Source organism: Streptomonospora sediminis, assembly GCF_054778995.1.
Genome location: NZ_BAAGYZ010000005.1, coordinates 351861 through 374405, shown reverse-complemented (window position 1 = coordinate 374405; position 22545 = coordinate 351861). Strand labels below are relative to the sequence as shown.

General features: G+C 70.7%; 17 protein-coding genes. 6 read left to right on the top strand and 11 right to left on the bottom strand.

Features of this window, described 5'->3' with window-relative positions:
• Positions 1 to 196 precede the first annotated feature (196 nt).
• From ACYVD5_RS02260 to ACYVD5_RS02250, 3 genes are all read left to right on the top strand, one after another.
• Complete coding sequence (locus tag ACYVD5_RS02260) at positions 197 to 838, top strand: DUF1449 domain-containing protein (protein ID WP_460999157.1); 642 nt, start codon at positions 197 to 199, stop codon at positions 836 to 838.
• 451 nt (positions 839 to 1289) lie between these two features.
• Entirely contained in the window at positions 1290 to 3311 is a 2022-nt protein-coding gene (locus ACYVD5_RS02255) for a flotillin family protein (RefSeq protein ID WP_460999156.1), read from the top strand.
• On the top strand, positions 3308 to 8416 hold the full coding sequence (locus ACYVD5_RS02250; protein WP_460999155.1) for a DNA repair ATPase: 5109 nt from the start codon (positions 3308 to 3310) through the stop codon (positions 8414 to 8416). Before ACYVD5_RS02255 ends, ACYVD5_RS02250 begins: the two co-directional genes overlap by 4 nt.
• A gap of 131 nt (positions 8417 to 8547) precedes the next feature.
• Here ACYVD5_RS02250 and ACYVD5_RS02245 read toward each other — a convergent pair whose 3' ends face one another.
• Both ACYVD5_RS02245 and ACYVD5_RS02240 read right to left on the bottom strand, forming a co-directional pair.
• Entirely contained in the window at positions 8548 to 8790 is a 243-nt protein-coding gene (locus tag ACYVD5_RS02245) for a helix-turn-helix domain-containing protein (protein ID WP_460999154.1), read from the bottom strand.
• Positions 8790 to 9284 (bottom strand): DUF2975 domain-containing protein, encoded by a 495-nt coding sequence (locus ACYVD5_RS02240; protein WP_460999153.1) that lies wholly within the window; start codon positions 9282 to 9284, stop codon positions 8790 to 8792. Before ACYVD5_RS02240 ends, ACYVD5_RS02245 begins: the two co-directional genes overlap by 1 nt.
• 290 nt (positions 9285 to 9574) lie before the next feature.
• On the opposite strand from ACYVD5_RS02240, the gene ACYVD5_RS02235 reads away from it, so the two are divergent.
• Both ACYVD5_RS02235 and ACYVD5_RS02230 read left to right on the top strand, forming a co-directional pair.
• On the top strand, positions 9575 to 11398 hold the full coding sequence (locus ACYVD5_RS02235; RefSeq protein ID WP_460999152.1) for an acyl-CoA dehydrogenase: 1824 nt from the start codon (positions 9575 to 9577) through the stop codon (positions 11396 to 11398).
• 175 nt (positions 11399 to 11573) lie between these two features.
• The gene (locus ACYVD5_RS02230) at positions 11574 to 12521 is read left to right on the top strand and encodes an AraC family transcriptional regulator (protein ID WP_460999151.1); all 948 of its coding nucleotides are present in this window, start codon (positions 11574 to 11576) and stop codon (positions 12519 to 12521) included.
• Between the two features lie 41 nt (positions 12522 to 12562).
• Here ACYVD5_RS02230 and ACYVD5_RS02225 read toward each other — a convergent pair whose 3' ends face one another.
• The 5 genes from ACYVD5_RS02225 to ACYVD5_RS02205 all read right to left on the bottom strand — a co-directional run bounded on the left by ACYVD5_RS02225 (position 12563) and on the right by ACYVD5_RS02205 (position 16299).
• Entirely contained in the window at positions 12563 to 13486 is a 924-nt protein-coding gene (locus ACYVD5_RS02225; protein ID WP_460999150.1) for a TIGR03619 family F420-dependent LLM class oxidoreductase, read from the bottom strand.
• 36 nt (positions 13487 to 13522) lie between these two features.
• Positions 13523 to 14209, bottom strand: a complete 687-nt coding sequence (locus ACYVD5_RS02220) for an EthD domain-containing protein (protein WP_460999149.1) — start codon at positions 14207 to 14209, stop codon at positions 13523 to 13525.
• Positions 14210 to 14276: 67 nt separating this feature from the next.
• Positions 14277 to 14762, bottom strand: coding sequence for an OsmC family peroxiredoxin (locus ACYVD5_RS02215; protein WP_460999148.1), 486 nt, complete (start codon positions 14760 to 14762; stop codon positions 14277 to 14279).
• A 48-nt stretch (positions 14763 to 14810) separates the two neighbouring features.
• Positions 14811 to 15731 carry a zinc-binding dehydrogenase gene (locus tag ACYVD5_RS02210; RefSeq protein WP_460999147.1) on the bottom strand — a complete coding sequence of 307 codons (921 nt, stop codon included), beginning with the start codon at positions 15729 to 15731 and terminating at the stop codon, positions 14811 to 14813.
• Between the two features lie 307 nt (positions 15732 to 16038).
• The gene (locus ACYVD5_RS02205) at positions 16039 to 16299 is read right to left on the bottom strand and encodes a hypothetical protein (protein ID WP_460999146.1); all 261 of its coding nucleotides are present in this window, start codon (positions 16297 to 16299) and stop codon (positions 16039 to 16041) included.
• A 574-nt stretch (positions 16300 to 16873) separates the two neighbouring features.
• On the opposite strand from ACYVD5_RS02205, the gene ACYVD5_RS02200 reads away from it, so the two are divergent.
• Positions 16874 to 17083, top strand: coding sequence for a DUF6458 family protein (locus ACYVD5_RS02200; RefSeq protein WP_460999145.1), 210 nt, complete (start codon positions 16874 to 16876; stop codon positions 17081 to 17083).
• Between the two features lie 149 nt (positions 17084 to 17232).
• Here ACYVD5_RS02200 and clpB read toward each other — a convergent pair whose 3' ends face one another.
• The 4 genes from clpB to grpE all read right to left on the bottom strand — a co-directional run bounded on the left by clpB (position 17233) and on the right by grpE (position 22513).
• Positions 17233 to 19857: an ATP-dependent chaperone ClpB gene (gene clpB, locus ACYVD5_RS02195; RefSeq protein WP_460999144.1), complete on the bottom strand. Its 2625-nt coding sequence runs from the start codon at positions 19855 to 19857 to the stop codon at positions 17233 to 17235.
• A 161-nt stretch (positions 19858 to 20018) separates the two neighbouring features.
• Positions 20019 to 20441 carry a heat shock protein transcriptional repressor HspR gene (locus ACYVD5_RS02190; protein WP_460999143.1) on the bottom strand — a complete coding sequence of 141 codons (423 nt, stop codon included), beginning with the start codon at positions 20439 to 20441 and terminating at the stop codon, positions 20019 to 20021.
• A 5-nt stretch (positions 20442 to 20446) separates the two neighbouring features.
• On the bottom strand, positions 20447 to 21607 hold the full coding sequence (gene dnaJ / locus ACYVD5_RS02185; protein WP_460999142.1) for a molecular chaperone DnaJ: 1161 nt from the start codon (positions 21605 to 21607) through the stop codon (positions 20447 to 20449).
• Between the two features lie 144 nt (positions 21608 to 21751).
• Positions 21752 to 22513 (bottom strand): nucleotide exchange factor GrpE, encoded by a 762-nt coding sequence (grpE, locus tag ACYVD5_RS02180; protein WP_460999141.1) that lies wholly within the window; start codon positions 22511 to 22513, stop codon positions 21752 to 21754.
• Positions 22514 to 22545 lie beyond the last annotated feature (32 nt).

Here is a 22545-nt window from a genome sequence, read left to right as displayed (position 1 = left end):
CCGGCGGTCCCGCGGCCTCCCCGAACATCCGCCCGCCGATGACCGCATCCGGACAAGCCGGTCACCGGGCTTAAGCGGTCGACCACCCGTTCGGTATGGTCAGGGAGCACATGCCAGAGGCCGCGCACGGCGGCCGGTTCCGGGCTTACGTAGAACCGGTGCCGCTGGGGAGTTGTGGGAGGGCGCGGCAACACCCATGAGTGGTCTACTCGAAGCCTCACTGGCGTTTCCCACCGCGTTGTTCAGCTTCCTGCTGGTGGTGGTCGTCGGCTACTGGCTGTTCGTGGTGTTGGGCGCCGTCGGCGCCGACATTCTTGACGCCGATTCCGGCGCCGATTCCGGCGGCGGAATCGGCGGTGCGCTGGGGGCGATCGGCCTCGGCGGCGTACCGGTGACCGTTGTGCTGTCGCTGATGGTCGCGGTGGCGTGGTTCGTGAGTCTGGTGGGTACCGTGCTGATCGACTCGTTCCCGGTGTCGTCGCCGCTGATGATCGCGCTGGGATTGGTCGTCCTGGTGGCGGCCGTCATCATCGCCTGGGGCGTCACCAGCGCGGTCGTGATGGGTCTGCGCAAGCTGCTGCCCGCCGAGCACCAGCGCCGCGGCACCGACTTCGTCGGCCGCACGTGTGTGGTGCGCACCGGCCGGGTCGACCGCGACTTCGGGCAGGCGGAGATCTCCGGGGGCGACGGATCGTCCTCACTGATCGAGGTCCGCACCATCGGCGACGAACGGCTGACCGCGGGCAGCACCGCGCTCGTCTTCGACTACGACACCGACTCCGGCGTCTACCGGGTGACACCGTTCGACTCCGCGCTCGACCCCGGGTCCTCCGCTTGATGGGTGGCGGGGCTCCGGAACCCGGCGGCCGGTCCCGGCGGCCGGTGCCGCCGCGCACTCCGCGCTCGGCGTGCTCGGAGTGCTCCCCGGACCCCTGATCCGCTCCGCTGCCCCGCCCGGCTCACCGTTCCCGCGGCCGTACCGGCCGGTGCGCCGCCCCGCCCCACCGGGCAGGGGCGGAACCGGCGGCCGCCCGGCTCCGTCGTATCCGCAAGCCGCGAACCGGCACCGCATTGCGTCGGCGCCGGCAGCGCGGCGCCGCAACGTCGCAGCATCCCCCGAGCATCCCAAGACAACCGCGACCCCGCGTACCCCCGGCCCCCCGATCCTTCGACCAGTTACGCGCTCTGCGCCAACGCCCGCGTCCGCACCGCTCCCAGCGCGCCCCACCGCCGGCGCCCGGGCGCGCCCGCGTCCGACGCGCCGCAACGAAGAAAAGAGACACCGCCTGATGGATACGAGCACCATCACCGTTGGGGCAGGCGTGCTGCTTGCCGTAGCGCTGCTAATAGTCATCGGCCTGCTCATCACGGTCACCCGCCTGTTCCGCAAGGTCGAACAGGGCAAGGCGCTGATCATCTCCAAGATCCGCAAGGTCGATGTCACCTTCACCGGATCCGTGGTCCTGCCGGTCCTGAACAAGGCCGAGACCATGGACATCTCCGTGAAGACCATGGAGCTGGAACGCAGCGGCAACGACGGCCTGATCTGCCAGGACAACATCCGCGCCGACATCAGCATCAAGTTCTTCGTCCGCGTCAACCCCACCACCGAGGACGTACTGCGTGTCGCCAAGCTCATCGGGGTGGAGAACGCCAGCAGCCAGGACAAGCTGCAGGACCTGTTCAGCGCCAAGTTCTCCGAGGCGCTGAAGACCGTCGGCAAGCACTTCGACTTCGAGGACCTCTACACCCGCCGCGCCGAGTTCCGCGACCGGATCATGGAGGTCATCGGCCAGGACCTGAACGGCTATGTGCTCGATGACGCCGCCATCGACTACCTGGAGCAGACCCCCAAGGCGCGCCTGGACGCCGACAACATCCTGGACGCGCAGGGCATCCTCAAGATCACCGAGCTGACCAAGCCCAAGAACGAGCGCACCCACTCCCTGGAGCAGGACGAGGCCAAGGAGAAGGACCGCCAGCGCACCGAGGCGATGGAGGCCCGCGAGGAGCTGCGCCGCCGCCGCGAGGAGGCCGAGGCCAAGGCGGCGCGGGAGATCGAGACCCTCAAGGCCCGCGAGGAGGCCGAGACCCAGCGGGTCCAGGCCGAGGAGCGCCTCAAGTCGCAGACCGCGCACATCCGCACCGACGAGCAGCTCGGCGTCCAGCGGGAGAACCAGCAGCGCGAGATCGCCGTGGCCGAGAAGAACCGCGAGCGCGTCATCTCCATCGAGAGCGAGCGCATCGAGAAGGACCGGATGCTGGAGGTCATCGGCCGCGACCGCGAGACCGAGCTGGCGGGCATCGCCAAGGACAAGGAGGTCGAGGCCGAGAAGCGCGAGGTCGCCGAGGTCGTGCGCGAGCGCGTCGCCGTCGAGAAGACCGTCGCCGAGCAGGAGGAGAACATCAAGAAGCTGCGCGCGGTCGAGGAGGCCGAGCGCGGCCGGCAGGCCATCGTCATCCACGCCGAGGCCGAGGCCCAGCAGAACCTCGTCAAGGACATCAAGGCCGCCGAGGCCGCCGAGCAGGCCGCCAAGCACAAGTCCGCCGAGGAGCTGACCCTGGCAGAGGCCCGCCAGCAGGCCACCGAGCTCGACACCCGCGCCAAGATCCGCCACGCGGAGGGCCTGCAGGCCGAGGCCGCTGCCGAGGGCCTGGCCGCCGTCCAGGTGCGCGAGCAGGACGCCGAAGCCGTCGAGAAGCTCGGCCGCGCCGAGGCCGTCGTCGAGCGGGAGAAGTCGATGGCCGCCGCCGAGGGTGTCCGCGAGAAGCTCAGGGCCGAGGCCGAGGGCCTCAATGAGAAGGCCGGCGCGATGGCGGCCCTCGATGAGGCCGGCCGCGGCCACGAGGAGTACCGCCTGCGGCTGGAGACCGAGAAGGACGTGCGGCTGGCAGGCATCGACGTGCACCGCCAGGTTGCCGAAGCCCAGGCAACGGTCCTGGCCACCGGGCTGGAAAAGGCCGACATCAACATCGTCGGCGGCGACGGCATGTTCTTCGACCGCATGGTCAACTCCATCGGCATGGGCAAGGCCGTCGACGGGTTCGTGGAGAACTCCGACGTCGCCCAGAGCCTGGCCGGATCCTGGCTCGACGGTTCGCAGGACTTCGGTCGCGACCTGTCGCGGATGCTGGGCTCGGTCGGTACCGATGACGTCAAGAACCTCACCGTCTCCGCGGTGCTGCTGCGGCTCATAGACTCCGGCGGTCCCGACGCCGACAAGATGCAGGAGCTGCTGAGCACCGCCCGGCGGCTCGGTGTCGACAACGCTCCGGTTGCCTCGCTCGACGGCGCAAAGGCGAACCGGTGACGGACACCGCCACCGAGGGGCCCGCCGCGGCGGGCCCCTCCGGTCCCTCCCCGGCAAGAGACCTGGACGCCGGAACCTACGAGGTGCTGTATTCGCGCCTGGCCGCGCAGGCCACCGAGTTGGCCCGCCGCGCCGAGGCGCTGAACACCCGCCGCGTCGAGGTGTTCGGCGGCAACGAACTGCACCTGGCCGGCACGGCCCGGATCCGTACCGAGAACAACTGCGTGCCCCGCGACATCATCTCGGTCAACGGGTTCATGCTGTTCGGCTACAACGTGTTCATCGGTCTCAAACCCGAGACGAAGATCAGCGACGTGTTCTCGCTGCACACGTTCAACCGCGGCGGTGCTGGCGGTGCTGAAGGCGGTGAAGCCGACGGCGGTGCCGGCGGTGCCGACGCGGCCGGTACGACCGGTGCGTTCCGGTTCGACACCGCCGAGTTCGCCGAACTGCCCGAGCTGCTGGCGGCCCCCCGGTTCCAGCGCGACTTCGGCGAGCTGTACCGCTACTACCGCGAAACCCGGCTGATGCAGCTGCGCCGGGTCGACGAGAAGCTGCTCGCCGTCTTCCAGACCGGCCCGGAAACCTCCGACGTGCGCGTGCTGCGCTGGGAGATCGGTGCCACCGGCGCAATCTCCTACCTGGACAACCGGGGCGACCGCGACCACGTGTTCCCGCCGCCCTACGACTTCGAGTGGACCGCCGCCACCCGCGACGACCACGTGCCGGGCCGCCACCCGCACATCTCCATCCTGGGCGAGCTGTTCGTCGAAACGGTCGGCGGCACCCTGACCGTCAAGGTCGAGAACAACACCGAGGTCGGCGAGGGCGTCTACAGCGAACCGGTCGACGAGCCGCTGCAGAGCCTGGCCGACGCCGAGGTGGGCTATGCCCGCATCGGCGCGCTCATCCTGCTGCGGGTGCTGCCCTACAACGAGACCGAAGCCCGCTACCTGGTGTTCAACACCCGCACCAAGGACGTGGTGCGCCTCGACGGCATCGGGCAGGCGTGCCGCCGGCTGCCCGACGACCAGGGCATCATCTTCCCCGGCGGCTACTACCTGGCCACCGGCGCGGTGAAGACCTTCGACGCCGACCTGGACGCCCTGGAGTTCGAGAAGGCCGTGCGCTCGCCCAACGGCGAGGACGTCCTCTACGTGTTCCACGCCCGCAAGGAGGGCCGCAGCCTGCTGCTGCCCTACAACGTCATCCGCAAGGAGGTCGCCGCACCCATCCCCTGCCACGGATACTCGCTGTTCGACGACGGCACCCTGGTGGTCTTCCGGGCGGTCTCCGGCGAACCCACCCGCGTGCACCCGATGCAGGTGTGGCAGACCCCCTACGTCTCCGACACCTACGCTGCCGCGCAACCGGTGGGCACCGGGCCGCTGGAGCGCGTGGGCAACGCCGAACTGGTGCGCGGGGTTTCCGACTGCCTGTCGGTGGCGCGCATGGTCGAGGACATGTCGCCGACGGCGGCCGTCTTCGAAGGACTGATCGCCAACTGCCGGCGCGTGTTCGACCACTACCACTGGTTGGCAGCCCCTGAGCTGGGCGACCTGCGCGCTCCGCTGGCCGAGGTCCGCAGCACCGCCGAACAGGTACTCGACGAGTTCGAGAAGGTGCAGGCCCTCACCGCCCAAGCCGACCGGGCGCTGGAGGATGCCGCCGCGGAGGTCGCCTCGCTCGTGCGCCGTTCCCGCGGTGAAACCCCGCGCACGGCCGAGGGCTGGGTGGCCCGGCTGGCCGAGCTGCGCCGCGCCCAGGGGCACCTGGTCACGCTGCGGGAGATGCGCTACATCGACACCGCCCGCGTCGACGGCCTGGACACCTCGCTGACCGACGAGCTGGGCGCGGCGGGCGGCCGCGCCGTGGAGTTCCTGCAGGGCGAGGACGCGTTCAGCGCCTACCACACCGAGGTCGACCGGCTGGTCGCCGACGCCGAAGCGATCGCCGCGGTGGCCGACGCCCGGCCGCTGGGTGAACGCATCGCCGAGCAGACCGAGGGCCTGGAGATCGTCACCGAGGTCGTCGGGTCCCTCGACATCGCCGATGCCCGGGTGCGCACCGCCATCCTGGAGCGCATCGGCGAGGTGCTGGGCGGCGTCAACCGGGCGCGGGCGACCCTGGAGGCGCGCCGCAGGGAGCTGCTCGACTCCGAAGGGCGGGCGGAGTTCGCCGCGGAGTTCGCACTGCTGGGCCAGGCCGTCACCGGTGCGCTGTCGGCCGCCGACAGCCCCGGCCGGTGCGACGAGCAGCTCGGCCGGCTGATGCTGCAGATGGAGAACTTGGAGTCGCGCTTCGCGGAGTTCGACGACTTCCTGGAGGAGCTGGCCGCCAAGCGCGACGACGTCTACGAGGCGTTCTCGGCGCGCAAGCAGGCACTGCTGGACGAACGGGCGCGCCGCGCCGACCGGATGATGGAGTCGGCCGAGCGGGTGCTGTCCACCGTTGCCCGCCGGGTGGCCGGCCTGGGTTCGCTGGATGAGGTCAACACCTACTTCGCCTCCGACCCGATGGTGGCCAAGCTGCGCTCCAGCGCCGCGGAACTGCGCGAACTGGGCGAGGCGGTGCGCGCCGAGGAGCTGGAGGGCCGCCTCAAGGCCGCCCGCCAGGAGGCCGGGCGGGCGCTGCGCGACCGCGTCGACCTGTACGACGGCGGCGGCGACACCATCAAGCTGGGCCGGCACCGCTTCGCAGTCAACACCCAGCCGCTGGATCTGACCCTGGTGCCCAGCGGCGGCGCGATGGCGCTGAGCATCACCGGCACCGACTTCCGCATGCCGGTGACCGACCCGGAGTTCCTGGCCACGCGCCCGCTGTGGGAGCAGGCCCTGGTATCGGAGGACGCCGGGGTCTACCGCGGCGAGTACCTGGCGGTGTCGATGCTGGCCGACGCCGAAGCCGGAACCGGCGCGGTCCCGATCGCCGAGCTGCACCGGGCGGCGGCCCAGGACGGCGGCGACCCGGCCGCCGGGCTGCTGCCGCTGGTGCGTGCGGCCGCCGAGGAACGCTACGACGAGGGCTACGAGCGCGGCGTGCACGACCACGACGCCGCCCTGCTGCTGGGTGCGCTGCTGCGGCTGCACGCGGCGGCCGGCCTGCTGCGCTACCCCGGGCCGGCCCGCGCCGCCGCCCAACTGTTCTGGGCCTTCGGCGCGTCCGAGGACGCCAAGGCCGCCTGGTCCACCCGGGCGTCGTCGCTGGCGCGGGCCCGCGACGCGTTCGGCGGGCACCGGTCGCCGGCGATCGGCGGGCTCTGCGCCGAACTGGGCGAGGCGCTGGCCGCCTTTGCCGCCGCCTCCGGGCTGGGCGACCTGCTGGAGCCCGACGCCGCGCCTGCGGGGGAGTACCTGTTCGAGGAGCTGGCCCAGGGCGGCGGATTCGTCACCGGGGCGGGCGCGCGCACGCTGCTGGACCGGTTCCGCCGCGCCCTGGGCGGCGCGCCGGCCGCTTCCCGGGAGGACTTCGAGCGCGACGTCCGCTCGCTGGGCGGCGACCTGGCGGCGCGCCGCCAGCTGGTCACGGCGTGGCTGGAGGCCTACCTGGCCGGTGCGGGCGAACACCCGGGTGCGGCGGGCGCCGCGGGCGGCGGCGACCTCGCCGAGGCGGCGGCCATCGAGCTGTGCGGCTCGGCGCTGGAGCGCCGCGACTCCGCGGCGCCGCTGGAGACCGAGGTCACCGGCCTGCTCGGGGCGCACCCGCACATCCGCGAACGGCGGATGGCGCTGCGGCTCGACGAGGTGCTGGCGCGGGTGCGCCGGTTCCGCGCCGAACAGGTACCCGCGTTCCGCGACTACCAGCGCCGCCGCCACGAACTGGTGGCCCGCGAACGCACCCGGCTGCGGCTGGAGGAGTACCGGCCGTCGGTGATGAGCGGATTCGTGCGCAACCGGCTGCTGGACGAGGTGTACCTGCCGCTGATCGGCGACAACCTCGCCAAACAGATCGGCGCCGCAGGAGACGGCAAACGCACCGACCAGAGCGGCCTGCTGCTGCTCATCTCCCCGCCCGGTTACGGCAAAACCACGCTGATGGAGTACGTCGCCAGCCGGCTCGGGCTGGTGTTCGTGAAGGTCAACGGCCCGGCCCTGGGCCACTCCGTCACCTCGCTGGACCCTGCCGAAGCCCCCGACGCCACCGCGCGCCAAGAGGTCGAGAAGATCAACTTCGCGTTGGAGATGGGCGGCAACGCGCTGCTGTACCTGGACGACATCCAGCACACCAACCCCGAACTGCTGCAGAGGTTCATTTCGCTGTGCGACGGCCAGCGGCGCATGGAAGGCGTCTGGGAAGGGCGCACCCGCACCTACGACCTGCGGGGCAAGCGGTTCGCGGTGTGCATGGCCGGCAACCCCTACACCGAGCAGGGCAGCCGGTTCCGCATCCCCGACATGCTGGCCAACCGCGCCGACGTCTACAACCTGGGCGACGTGCTCTCCGGGCGGGACGAACTCTTCGCGTTGAGCTACATCGAGAACGCGCTCACGTCCAACCCGGTGCTGGCCCCGCTGTCCACGCGCGAGCGCGGCGACATCGAGCTGCTCGTGCGCATGGCCCGCGGCGACGACTCGGTGCGCGCCGACCAGCTCTCGCACCCCTACTCGCGGGTCGAGCTGGAGCAGATCCAGGCGGTGCTGGCCAAGCTCGTGCGCATCCAGCAGGTGGTGCTGGCGACCAACCAGGCCTACATCGCCTCGGCGGCGCAGGCAGAGGAGTCGCGCACCGAGCCGCCGTTCCAGCTGCAGGGGTCCTACCGCAACATGAACAAGCTGGCCGAGCGGGTCGTGCCGGTAATGAACGGCGCCGAACTGGAAGCGGCGATCGACGACCACTACCTGGGCGAGGCCCAGACCCTCACCTCCGGTGCAGAGGCCAACCTGCTCAAGCTCGCCGAACTGCGCGGCACACTCGGCGCCGAGCAGGCCGACCGCTGGGCCGAGGTCAAGGCCGCCTACCGGCGCGCCCAGGCGCTGGGCGGCGACGGCGACGACCCGATGACCCGCGCCGTGGGCGCTGTCGGGTTGTTGGCCGACCGTGTGGGCGCCGTGCAGACGGCCATCGAACGCGCTGCCGACGGGCGCACCGAGCGCGGGCCGCGATGACGCGGGTGGAGCCGGCGGCGACCCTGCAGAAATGCCCGCTCTCAGCGTTGGTATTGGGCATCTCTGCAGGGTCGATGCGTCACCCGCCCCCGCCGCCTGCGGCGGAAGCTGTGAACGCCCGCCCCGGCGGCCTACTCCCGGCCTGCGTCCGCGGAGTTCTGGTCATCGCCGTCGGGGACCCAGCGCAGGATGTCGCCCGGTTGGCAGGCCAACGTGCGGCAAATGGCGTCGAGCGTGGTGAACCGTACCGCCTTGGCGCGTCCGTTCTTCAGCACGGCGACATTTGCGGGGGTGATCCCGACTGCCTCGGCGAACGTGGCAACCGACATGCCGCTGCGGGCGAGCTGCACGTCGAGGTCGACGGCGATCGCCATCAGACCACCTCGGACATCTCGGTCTGCAGATCCGTCGCCTTGCGTAGGAGGCTGCGCATGAGCACCAGGAACATCGCCAAAGCCACCCCCGCACAGGTGGCCACGGACGTGTAAAGCAGCGCGCCGACCGCCTGCATGTTGTTGGGGAAGGGCATGCCGCTCGCCGCGATGTGCACCGTGGCCCCGGCCGTGACCAGTGTCGCGACGATGGTGGCGCCGATGACGATGTCCACCCAGCGGAAGGCCTTGGGGCTGAAGAGCGCATCGCGCTGGAGCATGCCGAGCAGCATCCACACCGCGACGAGCGCGGCCTGGACGCAGGCGACGCCGATGATCGCCAGCGCCGCATAGGGGACGGCATAGGGCTCGTACGGCGGAAACCGGTCGACCTCGTTGGCGGCCGTTCCCGGGATGACCGCGACCTGGCCGAAGACCCCGACCAGGATGGCCATGGCGGCGCCGGCGCGGAGAAGGATGATGAAGAAGCGGGACATGCATCGATTATCGATAGTTTCCTATTGTTTTTCAATAGATGGATCTGGTGTCGGTGTGGCCTGTTCCATGTCCGCCGGTCCGTGTGAGTGGTTTTGCCGGGGGCCGGTCCGCGGGATTCCCGGTCGGCCGCGGGGGTGCCGCGCATCGGGTCGGCCAAGTGAGCGGACTCTCGCTGCGGCGACACCGGGTGCCGGTAGCCGCCGCCTACTACCGGGTAGTAACATTGCGGTGTTACCCACCAGTAGATCGCGTGTGCACACACAGCGGCCCGGACGAGCGGAGCGCGCCCATGTCGCATTACAAGAGCAATCTCCGTGACCTTGAGTTCAACCTCTTCGAGGTCTTCAAGCGCCAGGACGTCCTGGGCGCCGGGCCGTTCGAGGAGCTGGACGAGGACACGGCCCGCACCATCCTCGACGAGGTGAACCGGCTGGCCACCGGGGTCGTGGCCGATTCGTTCGAGGACGCCGACCGCAACCCGCCGGTGTTCGACCCGGCGACCGGCGGCGTCACCCTCCCCGAAAGCCTGAAGAAGTCCTACCGGGCCTACATGGACGCCGGCTGGTACAACCTCGACCTCCCCCAGGAACTGGGCGGGCTGAACGCCCCCCGCTCGCTGGCCTGGGCCGCCTCCGAGCTGATCCTGGGCGCCAACCCCGCCGTGCACATGTACGCCGCCGGGCCCGGCTTCGCCAACGTCCTCTACCAGGAGGGCAACGACGCCCAGAAACGCACCGCCCAGCAGGCCATCGACCGCGGCTGGGGCGCCACCATGGTCCTCACCGAGCCCGACGCGGGCTCCGACGTGGGCGCCGGCCGCACAAAGGCGGTCGACCAGGGCGACGGCGTCTGGCACATCGACGGAGTGAAGCGCTTCATCACCTCCGCCGAGCAGGACATGACAGAGAACATCTTCCACCTGGTCCTGGCGCGCCCCGAGGGCGCCAAGCCCGGTACGAAAGGCCTCTCGCTGTTCCTGGTCCCCAAGTTCCTCGTCAACGAGGACGGCTCGCCCGGCGAGCGCAACGGCGTCTACGTCACCAACGTCGAGCACAAGATGGGCCTGAAGGCGTCCACCACCTGCGAGCTCACCTTCGGCGCCAAACACCCGGCAGTGGGCTACCTGGTCGGCGACAAGCACGACGGCATCCGGCAGATGTTCCTGGTCATCGAGCACGCCCGCATGATGGTCGGCACCAAGGCCATCGCCACACTCTCCACCGGCTACCTCAACGCGCTGGAATACGCCAAGGAGCGCAAGCAGGGCGCCGACCTCACCCGGATGGCCGACAAGACCGCGCCGCGGGTGCCCATCACCAATCACCCCGACGTCCGCCGCAGCCTGATGACCCAGAAGGCCTACGCCGAGGCGCTGCGCGCACTGGTCATCTACACCGCCACGCAGCAGGACGCGGTCCAGATGGCCCAACACGAGGGCGCCGACTACAGCGCCACCGACGCGCTCAACGACCTGCTGCTGCCCATCGTCAAGGGCGTGGGCTCCGAGCGGTCCTACGCGCTGCTGGCCGAGTCTCTGCAGACCCTGGGCGGTTCGGGCTACCTGCAGGACTACCCGCTGGAGCAGTACATCCGCGACGCCAAGATCGACACCCTTTACGAGGGCACCACGGCGATCCAGGCGCAGGACTTCTTTTTCCGCAAGATCGTCAAGAACAACGGCGAGGCCTTCGGCCGGCTCGTCGGCGAGATCAAGGAGTTCGCGGCGGGCGAGGCCGGCAACGGCCGCCTCAAGCAGGAGCGCGCCGCCCTCGCCGAGGCGGCCGAGCACGTCGAGAAGATGGTCGAGACCATGGTCGGCGACCTGATGCGCTCCGCCGAGCAGCCCGACGAGCTCTACAAGGTCGGGCTGAACACCACCCGGCTGCTGATGAGCTCCGGCGACCTGGTCCTGGGCTGGCTGCTGCTGCGCCAGGCCGAAATCGCCCTGACCGCCCTCGACGGGGCCAAGGACACCGACCGCGACTTCTACACCGGCAAGATCGCCGCCGCGCGCTTCTTCGCCGACCAGGTCCTACCGCGCCTGGCCACCGAGCGCGCGATCGCCGAAAAGGTCGGCCTGGACCTGATGGAGGTCCCCGAGTCGGCGTTCTAGCCGTCCGCGGCCCCCAACCGCAGTCCCCATCCACAGCCACCGGAGCGGCGATCCCGCCCCGGCACTTGCGGCCCGGTGCGCACAACCTCTGCGCATCGGGCCGTTGTACCGGCCGCAGGCCGGTTACACGGTCGGCGGGCGGGGGCCGCCGACCGCCACCCGCTACGGTGGTGGCATGGACCTGTTGGCGGATGCATTGCGGGTCTCCGGCGCGCGGGGTTCGTTGGGGACGCGCGTGGAGGCCGGCGGGACGTGGGGACTGTGGCTGGACACCTTTCCCGGCGTCGCTCTACACGTCGTCACGGCCGGGACGCTGTGGCTCGATGTGCCCGGAACGCGGCCGCGGAGGATGGACGCCGGCGACGCCGTGCTCCTCCCCGCGGGCACCGAGCACGGGTTGGCAAGCGGGCCCGGCGTGATGATGGGCCCCTGCGACCGCGAGAGGGCCGACCGGGCGCGGGTGGTCGGCGGCGTCCTGCAACTCGGGGAAGAACAAGCCGAAACCACCCTGGTGACCCTGCACTACGAGCAGGACCCGGAGGTCAGCACGCCGGTGCTCACCGCCCTTGAGGGACCTGTGCACGTGGCGGCGAGCGAGCGGGCCTACCTCGACGACACCGTCCGGCTGCTGACCCGGGAACTGGCCCACCCGCAACTCGGCACCACCGCGGCCGTCAACAGCATCATCGACCTGCTGCTGCTCCAGTTCGTCCGGGCGTGGCTGACCACGCAGTCGGTGCAACCGCCCAGTTCGTGGCTTGGTGCGCTGCTCGACCCGGTCGTCCGCGATGCACTGGAGAGCATCCACCGCGAACCCGCCCGCGCCTGGACGACCGCGACCCTGGCCGCCGCGATCCGAGTGTCGCGCGCCACCCTGTCGCGCCGCTTCCCGGCCGCGCTCGGCCAGACACCCGGCGCCTACCTCACGGCATGGCGCATCGACCTCGCCGCCGCACGGCTCCGCGACACCGATGACACGGTCGAGGCCGTGGCCGCCGCCGTGGGGTACTCCTCACCGCACGCGTTCAGCCGCGCTTTTCGGCGTGCTCGCGGATTGGCACCGAGCGAGTTCCGCACCGACGTGCGCGCGGCCGCCCGCACCGGTGGCCGAGTGCCGGTGTAGCGGTCGCGCGCACGGAGGGTGCTCTACCGGCGGCCGCCCCCTCACGTGGCGGCGAACGCCACCGGGGTGAGCTCGTCGAGGTAGTACTCGAACTCGCTTAGCGATCCCGCAGCGTAGGAGGGGTCGAACAGAACCTCGGTGGCGCCGGACCGGCGAGCGTTCCCGATGTCTTCGGCGACCTGCTCGACCGTCCCGTGGTACGGGGCGCGGTCGCTGCCCAGCGGCCGGTCGGAAAGCGCGATCTCCGCGCGGAGGATGATCTGCCCGCCGTCCGGGTCGCGGCCGGCCTCGGCGCGCGCGGACCGGTACAGCTTGGCGAGATCGGCGAGGTCGGCGCCTGCCGCGTTCACCGGGTGGATTGCTGCGCCGACGCGCGCAGCGCGCCGCGCCGCTGCGGCGCTGTTGGTCGCGAGGGCGATCGCCGGGTGCGGGTTCTGGACGGGTTTGGGCAGGATCGAGGACTCGGGCACGGTGAAGAACCTGCCTTCATACCTCACGGGATTCTCGGTCCACACCGAGACCAGCAGGTCCAGGAACTCGTCCATGCGCCGCCCGCGTGTGGACAGGTCACCGCCGGTCGCGGTGAACTCCTCCGGGTTCGCCCCGACGCCCAACCCGGCGACCACCCGGCCGCCGGAGAGGATGTCGAGCGTCGTGAGCTGGCGGGCCAGTACCACCGGATTGAGGTAGCCGGCGATCAGCACGCTCGTGCCGAGACGGATGCGGGAGGTCCTGGCCGCCACGTAGGTGAGCACCGCGATCGGGTCGAGAGCGTACCGGTGCGCCTCGGGAGGGAGACCGTCCGCCGAGCCCGGGTGCGGGCGGATCGGCCGGGTCGGCACGAGCAGGCGGTCGGTGACCCACAGCGATCCGAACCCGCGCTCTTCGCTGCGCCGCGCGATCTCAACGATCCCCTCCGGAGTGGCCGCCGGCCCCAGGTTGGGCACGAAGAATCCGAATGCCATGATCGCCTCTCGTACTGGTGTGCTGGATGGGCCCGGTCATCGGACGAAGCGTTCCGACTGCACGAGGACGGTCAGGGAGTGGCCGCCGCGGCCGACGAGCTCGGTGAACGCCTCCGGGTCGGCGGCCACTCCGTCCTCGAAGGCGGTCCGCGTCGGCCACCAGAGCTGCCGCGCCCCGAGGAAGGTCGGGTTGTCGCCGTGAAACTCGCGGGAGGGGTGGTTGCGCACGTGGCGCAGGGCGCCGATTCGCCGGCCCAGGTCGGCGTCGTCACTGCCGGCCCAGTCGGGGTTGCCGTCGAGGCGGACGAATTGCAGAAGCTGGATGGTCACGCTGCGGTCGAGGTGGTACCACTGCGCATCGCCGTAGCCCGCCCCTTCCTGGGGCCGAGGGCGGGCGACGAGCACCTCCTCCTCCGTGGCGAAGTTCTCGATCTTCGACTTGTCCATGAACAGGGGTTCGTCGGGCAGGATCCAGTCGTAGTACTGCCGCTCGCTAACCAGGCCGTCGGCCTCGGCGACGGAGTCGAACTCGATCACCGAAATGGCTTCGTGCGTGTCCTGGTCGGCGTCGAGCAGGTCGGTGTGGATGTGATGGGCCTGCACATAGGTGCGGATGCCGGGGATCAGGCTGCCGTAGGTCGCGTGCGGGTGGCGCCAGTGATCGTGGAACACCTCTGGGGCGACCTGGGGCAACCGGGTCAACATGGCGAAATACCGGATCATGGGAGTTCTCCGTCTCGGGGTAAGGAACCGGGGTCGCCGAGAGGTGGCCGCCGGAGGGGGTGGGTGCTCAGGACTCGAGTTCGGCATTTACGGTGATCTGCACCCCGGCGAGCGCCTTGCCGAACGGGTCGGTGCCGGCTGCGCGCTGAGCGGCTTCGGCGAAGCCGGCCGCGTCCAGGCCCGCCACCCGGCCGCGCACGGTGAGCGTGAGGTCCGTGAGCCGGAACCCGCCCGCGGGATCGGGGGCCAGCGAGACGTCCTCGCTCACGTCCAGGGTTTCCGGGGTGCCGCCGGACTGCGCGACGACCGCCGAGAGGGCCATGGCGTAGGAGGCAGTGTGCGCGGCGGCGAGCAGTTCCTCGGGGCTGGTGGTGCCGCCGGAGTCCTGCGCGGTGCGCTCGTAGTAGGAGACCGGGTGGGTGGCGGCCCGCGAGCTCTCCAGCGTCACCTGGCCGGAGCCTCCTTCGAGGTTGCCCTCCCATGCGATGCGGGCGGAGCGTGTGGGGGGACGGGCGGTGCCGGGGTACAGGACGCCGCTGTCTTCGGTGGACATGGTGCTCCTCATATTGATGTTGGGAAAGAAGGGGTGATCGGATGAAAGTCAGGAAACGTCGAGGACGGCCTTGCCGTCGATCTTCCGGCCGAGCAGGGCGTCGACCGCGTCGTCGGCGTCGCGCCACGACCCGCGCCAACCGATTTGCGGGGTGAGCGAGTCGTTGGCCAGGAGGTCGAGGATCAGGGTGAGGTCCTCGGCGCTCTCGCCGCCCCGGACGAAGATCTCGATGCGGGTATCGGCGGCACGGCCGCGCTGCGCCTCAAGGTCGAGGACCAGCGGCTCCCCCGAGGCCGCGCCGACGTTCACCGCGATACCCCCGGGCTCCAGGTGGCCGACCGCCCGGGCGAGCGCGGTGCCGCCGACGTTGTCGACGATGCCCGCGAGCCTGCCGGTGAGGCCGGTGAGCTCGGGGCCGTGCACCACCTGGGACGCGCCGATCTCCCGCAGCCCTTTCCGGCGCTGAGGGGAGCCGACGGCGGCCACGGCCTCGGCGCCCATCCGGGACGCGAGCGCCACGGCGTAGCGCCCGACCCCGCCGGAGGCGCCGGTGATGAGGACGCGGCGGCCGTCCAGGGGCCCGATCCGGCGCAGCGCCCGCAGTGCGGCCACCGCCGCGACGGGCACGGTCGCAGCGGCCCCGAGATCGACGGCGCCGGGTACGGCGGCCAGCTCGCCGGTCGCCACCGCCCGAAGGGCTGCCCACCCGCCGGCGGCGCCGAAGGTCGCCACGCGGGCGCCGGCCGGTGGGCCGGAACCGTCGGCGGCAGGGGTGACGACGACGCCGGCCGCGTCCCAGCCCGGCACCTCGCCCGGTTGCCGCATCGCGGCGAGGTAGCGCACCTCCCCGAAGTTCAGCGACACCGCTTCCACCGCGACCAGCGCTTCATCGGCGGCGGGGACGGGATCGGGAACCTCGGCGAGGGCAAGTCCCGTCCGGGCCGACGGGGCATGGACGAGTGCCTGCATGCCAACTCCTCGAATCAATATCGTGTGTGACCGCGAAGCCGGCCATGACCCTGATGTCTCCCTTCAAAGGTAGGAACGCAGCACGGGCGTGACGATGACCGGTGGCGTCGATGATGTGTCCGCCTGCCTCACTCAGGTGAGGCACGTCGGTCAACCGGCGGGCGGCGTGCTCGTCTGCGGGAGCGATCCCGGTCATCATGCAGAAATGCCGTGATCCGGCCCCGGATCACGGCATATTCGCGCATGACCGCATGATCGTTGCCGCGCACCAGGCGAAGCGGCGGTTCCCGCGGTAGAAGCGGGCCGATCAGGCGGCGGTGTCCACCCGTTTGGCGAGGGCGACGTACTGATCGAGTGCGCCCGGCAGGACGTCCAGGTGGACCAGCGTGCCGCTCGGGTGCGGGGCCAGGTCCGCTACGACGGCAACGGCAGGCGCGTCGTCATCACCGGCGACCACCAGGCCACCTGGGACGATGATCGACGGGTCGCGGGCTTCATCGAGGAACGCCCACACGTGGCCTGTCTTGTCCTCGGCGTTGAGGTCGGCGGCAATGTCCACTGAGACCATCCCTGTCACCTTCTTCGTCGCCTCGTTTCGCCATATCCAGGGTTGGGCCGCGGCGGCCCGAACAGGTCCATGAGTGTGCCGCTTCGGTCCGGCGGGCCCAGCACGACGGTGACATGCGGCCGGTTGAAGGCGGGAAGTACATAGAACCCGGCGCTCGTAAGCCGGTCGACAGTAGTCGTGTGTACGAAACGATAGGTCGAAAGCTTGCCCGCGAGTAGACCGTGGAACGAATCCGCACCGACTTCATCCAGAGCCGCGAACAGTGAGACACCGAGAATCGAAGCGGAATCATGAGTGAAGGCGCGGCGCATGCGTTGGGCATGGACGCTCAGCTTGCCTGCGGAGCCGGGGCCGCCGCGTATCGGTACGGCATCCGGTCGAAGAGGTTCCTCGCGAACGTTGTCGCGGAGGTCCGGCAGATCACGCTCGCACCCGGACACCAGCGACGTACACCGCGGTTGTCCTGAGAACCAGCGGATCAGGGGGGCGGGTTTCCGGGATGTCCGGGATGCCGGGGCACCGAGCGGGTAGAAGTAGTCGACGGGATCGCAATTGACGCGGTGCGGAGGCAGGAATGGGAATCGGACTCGGCATCTTCCTGGTGGTCATCGGAGCTGTTCTGTCCTACGGCATTACCGCCGAGATCGCCGGACTGAACCTGGATGCCATCGGCATGATCCTCATGGGCGCCGGTGTGGTGGTGGTCGTGCTGACGATCATCCTGATGATGGTCCGCCGCGACCGCACCCGGCAGTCGCTTCGCAACGACACCGACGTGCTCTAACAGCGCGGCACAGCACGGCCGCCCGGCCACCCGTGCGGGCGGCGCCCCACTCGACTCCACGGCCCCTGCCGGCCACCACACGTGCACAACGCCGCGCGGCCCCGGCGATTGGTCGCCGGGGCCGCGCGGCAGGTGCCGGACACACCACCTCAGACCGACGCCGGCTCCGGCTCGGGCTCGGGCGTGCCCGGGCGGACGCTGAGTGCGTCCCTGCCCTCGTCGAGGTCGACGACCACCGAGTTGCCCTCGACCAGCTCCGCCGACAGCAGCGCCTTTGCCAGCGGGTCGCCGATGGCCGCCTGCACCAGCCGGCGCAGCGGCCGCGCGCCGTAGACCGGGTCGTAGCCGGTGAGCGCCAGCCACTCGCGTGCCGCCGAGGTGACCTCCAGCTTCAGCCGCCGCTCGCCCAGCCGCGCGGCCAACCGGTCGACCTGCAGGTCCACGATGCGGGTCAGCTCGTCGGTGGACAGGGTCTCGAACACGATCAGGTCGTCCAGCCGGTTCAGGAACTCCGGCTTGAAGGTGTTGCGCACGACCGACATCACCTTCTCGCGGCGTTCCCCGCCGACCAGAGCCGGGTCGACAAGGAACTGCGACCCCAGGTTGGAGGTCAGCACCAGCAGCGTGTTGCGGAAGTCGACGATCCGCCCCTGCCCGTCGGTGAGCCGGCCGTCGTCGAGGACCTGCAGCAGGGTGTCGAAGACCTCGACGTGGGCTTTCTCGACCTCGTCGAGCAGCACGACCGTGTAGGGCCGGCGGCGCACCGCCTCGGTCAGCTGGCCGCCCTCCTCGTAGCCGACGTAGCCGGGCGGCGCCCCGACCAGCCGCGAAACCGAGTGCTTCTCGGAGTACTCGCTCATGTCGATGCGCACGATCGCCCGTTCGTCGTCGAACAGGAACTCCGCCAGCGCCTTGGCCAGCTCGGTTTTGCCCACGCCGGTCGGGCCGAGGAACAGGAAGGAGCCGGTGGGCCGGTCCGGGTCGGAGATCCCGGTGCGGGCGCGCCGCACCGCGTCGGAGACCGCGGCCACCGCCTGCTGCTGGCCGACCAGGCGCTTGCCCAGCTCGTCCTCCATGCGCAGCAGCTTGGCGGTTTCGCCCTCCATCAACCGGCCAACGGGGATCCCGGTCCACGACGACACCACGTCGGCGACGTCGTCGGCGCCGACCTCGTCCTTGACCATGGTCGGTTCGTCGGTGCTGTCGGCCTCCTCCTCGGCGGTGGACGCCTCTTCCAGCTGTTTCTCCAACTGCGGGATGTCGCCGTACATCAGCCGCGACGCCTCGGTGAAGTCGCCGTCGCGCTGGGCCCGTTCGGCCTGGGTGCGCAGCCCGTCCAGGCGCTCCTTGAGCTCGCCGACCCGGTTCAGCCCCGCTTTCTCCTGCTCCCAGCGGGCGACCAGCCCGTTGAGTTCCTCCTGCCGGTCGGCCAGGTCGGCGCGCAGCCGCTCCAGCCGGTGCAGGGAGGCGGCGTCGGACTCCTTGTCCAACGCCATCTCCTCCATCTTCAGCCGGTCGACGGTGCGCTGCAGCTCGTCGATCTCAACCGGGCGGGAGTCGATCTCCATGCGCAGCCGCGACGCCGACTCGTCGATGAGGTCGATTGCCTTGTCCGGCAGGAACCGGGCGGTGATGTAGCGGTCCGACAGCGTGGCCGCCGCCACCAGCGCCGAATCGGCGATCTGCACCTTGTGGTGGGCCTCGTAGCGGCCCTTGAGCCCGCGCAGGATGGCGATGGTGTCGGCCGCCGACGGTTCGCCCACCTGCACCTGCTGGAAGCGGCGCTCCAGCGCCGGGTCCTTCTCGATGCGCTCGCGGTACTCGTCCAGCGTGGTCGCGCCGACCATGCGCAGCTCGCCGCGGGCCAGCATCGGCTTGAGCATGTTGCCGGCGTCCATGGCACCCTCGGCCGCGCCCGCGCCGACCATGGTGTGCAGCTCGTCGATGAAGGTGATGATCTGGCCGTTGCTCTCCTTGATCTCGTTGAGCACGGCCTTGAGCCGCTCTTCGAACTCGCCGCGGTACTTGGCACCGGCGACCATCGCCGACAGGTCCAGCGCGATCAGCCGCTTGTCGCGCAGCGACTCCGGCACGTCGCCGGCCACCACCCGCTGGGCGAGCCCTTCGACAACGGCGGTCTTGCCCACGCCGGGTTCGCCGATGAGCACCGGGTTGTTCTTGGTGCGCCGCGACAGCACCTGCACCACGCGCCGGATCTCGGAGTCGCGCCCGATGACCGGGTCGAGCGCGCCCGCGCGCGCCCGGCCGGTGAGGTCGACGCCGTACTTCTCCAGCGCCTGGTAGGTCTCCTCGGGGTTCTGGCTGGTGACCTTGCCCGGGCCGCGGACCCGTTCGAACGCCTCAAGCAGCGCCTCGGGTGCGGCGCCGGCGTCGTTCAGCAGCCGGCTCGCCTCGCCGCCGTCGGCGGCCAACCCCACCAGCAGGTGCTCGGTGGAGACGAACTCGTCCTCCATCTGCTGGGCGCGCTGGGCCGCGGTGTTCAGCGAGACGATGAGCTGGCGCGCGCTCTGCGGCGCCCCCACCGTGCTGCCCGCGGCCTTGGGCAGGCCCGCGATGGCCTGCTCGGTTTTCGCGGCGAGGTCGTCGGGGCCCGCGCCGACCTCCTTGAGGAGCGGGCGGATGATGCCTTCGCCCTGGTTGAGCAGGGCGGCGAGCAGGTGGACCGCCTCGACCTGCGGGTTGCCGTCCGTGGTCGCGCGCCGCATCGCCGCCGATACGGCTTCCTGGCTCTTTGTGGTGAGTTTGTAGTTCATGCGTCGCCGCCCCCTTCACGCGTGATCGCTATGCGGTTGTGTGGTTCGTGGGTTGCAGCGCCGGGGTGTGCTCCGCGGTCGGTCCGGCCGCCGCTGCGCCGGCCGGGCACAAACCGCCCCGGCCGGCCGTCCGCGGCGGCCGACCGGGGCGGTGGGCGCCGCTACTGGTCCTGCTCGGGTGGAGGAGAGGTGTTGAAGATGGTGAGCCGGGCGCGCCGCACCGGCAGCAGCTCGCCGCCGCCGGCATCGCCGGCGGAGCGCCGCGCGACCGCCGAGCGCGCCGCCTCAAGCTCGTTGTGCAGATGGAAGAGGTGTTCGCGGAGTTTCTCGACCTCGCGTTCCAGCTCCAGGATCCGTTTGATCCCGGCGAGGTTGATGCCCTCTTCCTGCGAGAGCCGCTGCACCTCGCGCAGTGTCCGGATGTCGCGCATGGAGTAGCGCCGGCCCCGGCCCGAGGCCCGGCCCGGTGAGACCAGGCCCAGCCGGTCGTACTGGCGCAATGTCTGCGGATGCAGCCCGGACAGTTCGGCGGCCACCGAAATCACATAGACCGGGATGTCCTCGCCCAGTCCCGGATTCGTCATGACATTCACTTCCCCTTTGCGCGGGTCTCCAGCCCGCTGCGCGGGTCTTGGTCAGCGGTCGCGGCGCGGAACTTCTCAAGTGCCTCGCGCGCCTCGCCGTTGAGGCTCTGGGGCACCGATACCTCAACGGTCACCAGCATGTCGCCGGTGGTGCCGTCGCGCCGGGTGCTGCCCTTGCCGCGCACGCGGAACGTGCGCCCGTTGGGGGTGCCCGGCGGGATCTTGACCGTTACGGGCAGGCCGTTCAGGGTCGGCACCCGCACATCGGCGCCGAGTGCGGCCTCAGGAAAGGTCACCGGGACGGTGATCGTCAGGTTGTCGCCGGACTTGCCGAACACGGGGTGCGGCTGCACATTCACCACCACAAAGAGGTCTCCGGCCGGTCCGCCGTGTTCGCCCGGCGCACCTTTGCCCTTGATGCGGATCCGCCGCCCGTTGGAGACGCCCCCCGGGATCCTGGCCTGGATGGTACGGGTGCTCTTGCCCCGTCCGCTGCCCGTGCAGGTGGGGCAGGGGTCGTCGACCACGAGGCCGCGGCCCTTGCACTCGCTGCAGGGCTCGGACAGTGAGAACCCGCCCTGGTTCTGGTTCTCGTGCCCGGTGCCCGAGCACTTCGGGCACACCCGCGGTGCGGTGCCCGCCTTTGCGCCGGTGCCCTTGCACGTGGGGCATGCGGTGTCGCTGCTGAGTTGGAAGGAGCGGGTGACGCCGGTGGCCGCCTCGGAGAAGGTCAGCCGTGTCTCGGTCTCGATATCGGCCCCGCGCCGCGGCTGGGTGGTGGTGCGGCCGCGGCCGCCGAACAGCCCGCCGAACAGGTCGCTCAGCCGCTCGCCGCCACCGCCGCCGGGCTGGCCGCCGCCCTGGCCGAACAGGTCGCCCAGGTCGAAGCCGCCCGCGCCGGTGTTGCCCCCGCCCGGCCGGTAGGACGAGCCGAAGAGGGAGCGGGCGTCGTCGTACTCTTTGCGCCGGTTTTCGTCGCTGAGGACGTTGTAGGCCTCGGAGATCTCCTTGAAGCGGTCCTCGGCCCCGGGGTCGCCGGTATTGGCATCGGGGTGGTTTTCACGCGCGAGCTTGCGATAGGACTGCTTGATTTCGTCCTGCGAGGCGGTCTTTGAGACTCCGAGGACCTTGTAGTAGTCCTTCTCCAAATAGTCCTTGGTGCTCATCGACGTTTGCCTTCTCCCGCTTCGCGCTCTGGGTCGAATGGTCCCGGGCACCGCCCCCGGCGGGCCGCGGTCCGCGGCCCGCCGCCAGGCGCACCCGGTGTCCGCGCGCCCCGGGCGCCGCGATGGCGCCCGGGGCCCGGCGGTCTACTGGTTGTCCGCACCGGCCCCGCCGGCGGGGCCGGTTTCGGGGGCCCCGGCCGAGGCCCCCTGCTCGCCTTCGCCCGGTTCGGGCTCGGCGGGCTCGGTGGGCGCCTCGTCCGCTGCGGTACCGGCCTCTGCAGCATCGTCCCCCGGACCGGCCACCACCACGCGTGCGGGGCGCAGCACTCGCTCGCCGATGGTGTAGCCGGGCTGGAAGACCTCGATGACCGTGGGTACCTCGACATCGGTGGAGGGCACCATGGTCAGGGCCTCGTGCACGTTCGGGTCGAACTCGTCGCCCTGTTCGCCGTACCTCTTCAGCCCCAGCTTGGTGACCAGCGCCTCGAGCGCCTCGCCGACGGACCGGAACCCGCCGTTGAGTTCGTCGTGCTCGCGCGCCCGGCCGATGTCGTCCAGGATCGGCAGGAGGTCGCCCACCACCTGGGCGGTGGCCTGCTCGCGCACTGCCACCCGGTCGCGGTCGACCCGCTTGCGGTAGTTGGCGTACTCCGCCTGCAGCCGCTTGAGGTCGTTGGTGAGTTCCACAAGCTGCTCGCGGGCCTTGAGGAGCTCGCCGCCCTCGGCGGTGTCGTCGATGATGACGGGCTCGTCCTCCACCCCGATCTCCGCCTCGGTGGAGTCGGGAGCGGAGTCCTCGGCTCCCTCGGGCGTACGGAGCTCACCGGTTTCGGGATCTATGCGGCGTTTGTCGCGGATCACCGGCCCCTGCTGCTCCTTGCCGTTCTCGTTCTCCGGCAGCGCCATTGGCTGCGCCTCCCTTGCCTTGCCTACCGGCC

Coding starts and splice junctions, on each gene's coding strand:
- clpB (WP_460999144.1), bottom strand. CDS start 19,857: ATGAACTACAAACTCACCACAAAGAGCCAGGAAGCCGTATCGGCGGCG.
- ACYVD5_RS02210 (WP_460999147.1), bottom strand. CDS start 15,731: ATGCAGGCACTCGTCCATGCCCCGTCGGCCCGGACGGGACTTGCCCTC.
- ACYVD5_RS02215 (WP_460999148.1), bottom strand. CDS start 14,762: ATGTCCACCGAAGACAGCGGCGTCCTGTACCCCGGCACCGCCCGTCCC.
- ACYVD5_RS02240 (WP_460999153.1), bottom strand. CDS start 9,284: ATGTCCCGCTTCTTCATCATCCTTCTCCGCGCCGGCGCCGCCATGGCC.
- ACYVD5_RS02245 (WP_460999154.1), bottom strand. CDS start 8,790: ATGGCGATCGCCGTCGACCTCGACGTGCAGCTCGCCCGCAGCGGCATG.
- ACYVD5_RS02190 (WP_460999143.1), bottom strand. CDS start 20,441: ATGACGAATCCGGGACTGGGCGAGGACATCCCGGTCTATGTGATTTCG.
- ACYVD5_RS02230 (WP_460999151.1), top strand. CDS start 11,574: ATGGACCTGTTGGCGGATGCATTGCGGGTCTCCGGCGCGCGGGGTTCG.
- ACYVD5_RS02260 (WP_460999157.1), top strand. CDS start 197: ATGAGTGGTCTACTCGAAGCCTCACTGGCGTTTCCCACCGCGTTGTTC.
- ACYVD5_RS02255 (WP_460999156.1), top strand. CDS start 1,290: ATGGATACGAGCACCATCACCGTTGGGGCAGGCGTGCTGCTTGCCGTA.
- dnaJ (WP_460999142.1), bottom strand. CDS start 21,607: ATGAGCACCAAGGACTATTTGGAGAAGGACTACTACAAGGTCCTCGGA.
- ACYVD5_RS02205 (WP_460999146.1), bottom strand. CDS start 16,299: ATGGTCTCAGTGGACATTGCCGCCGACCTCAACGCCGAGGACAAGACA.
- ACYVD5_RS02235 (WP_460999152.1), top strand. CDS start 9,575: ATGTCGCATTACAAGAGCAATCTCCGTGACCTTGAGTTCAACCTCTTC.
- ACYVD5_RS02225 (WP_460999150.1), bottom strand. CDS start 13,486: ATGGCATTCGGATTCTTCGTGCCCAACCTGGGGCCGGCGGCCACTCCG.
- ACYVD5_RS02220 (WP_460999149.1), bottom strand. CDS start 14,209: ATGATCCGGTATTTCGCCATGTTGACCCGGTTGCCCCAGGTCGCCCCA.
- grpE (WP_460999141.1), bottom strand. CDS start 22,513: ATGGCGCTGCCGGAGAACGAGAACGGCAAGGAGCAGCAGGGGCCGGTG.
- ACYVD5_RS02200 (WP_460999145.1), top strand. CDS start 16,874: ATGGGAATCGGACTCGGCATCTTCCTGGTGGTCATCGGAGCTGTTCTG.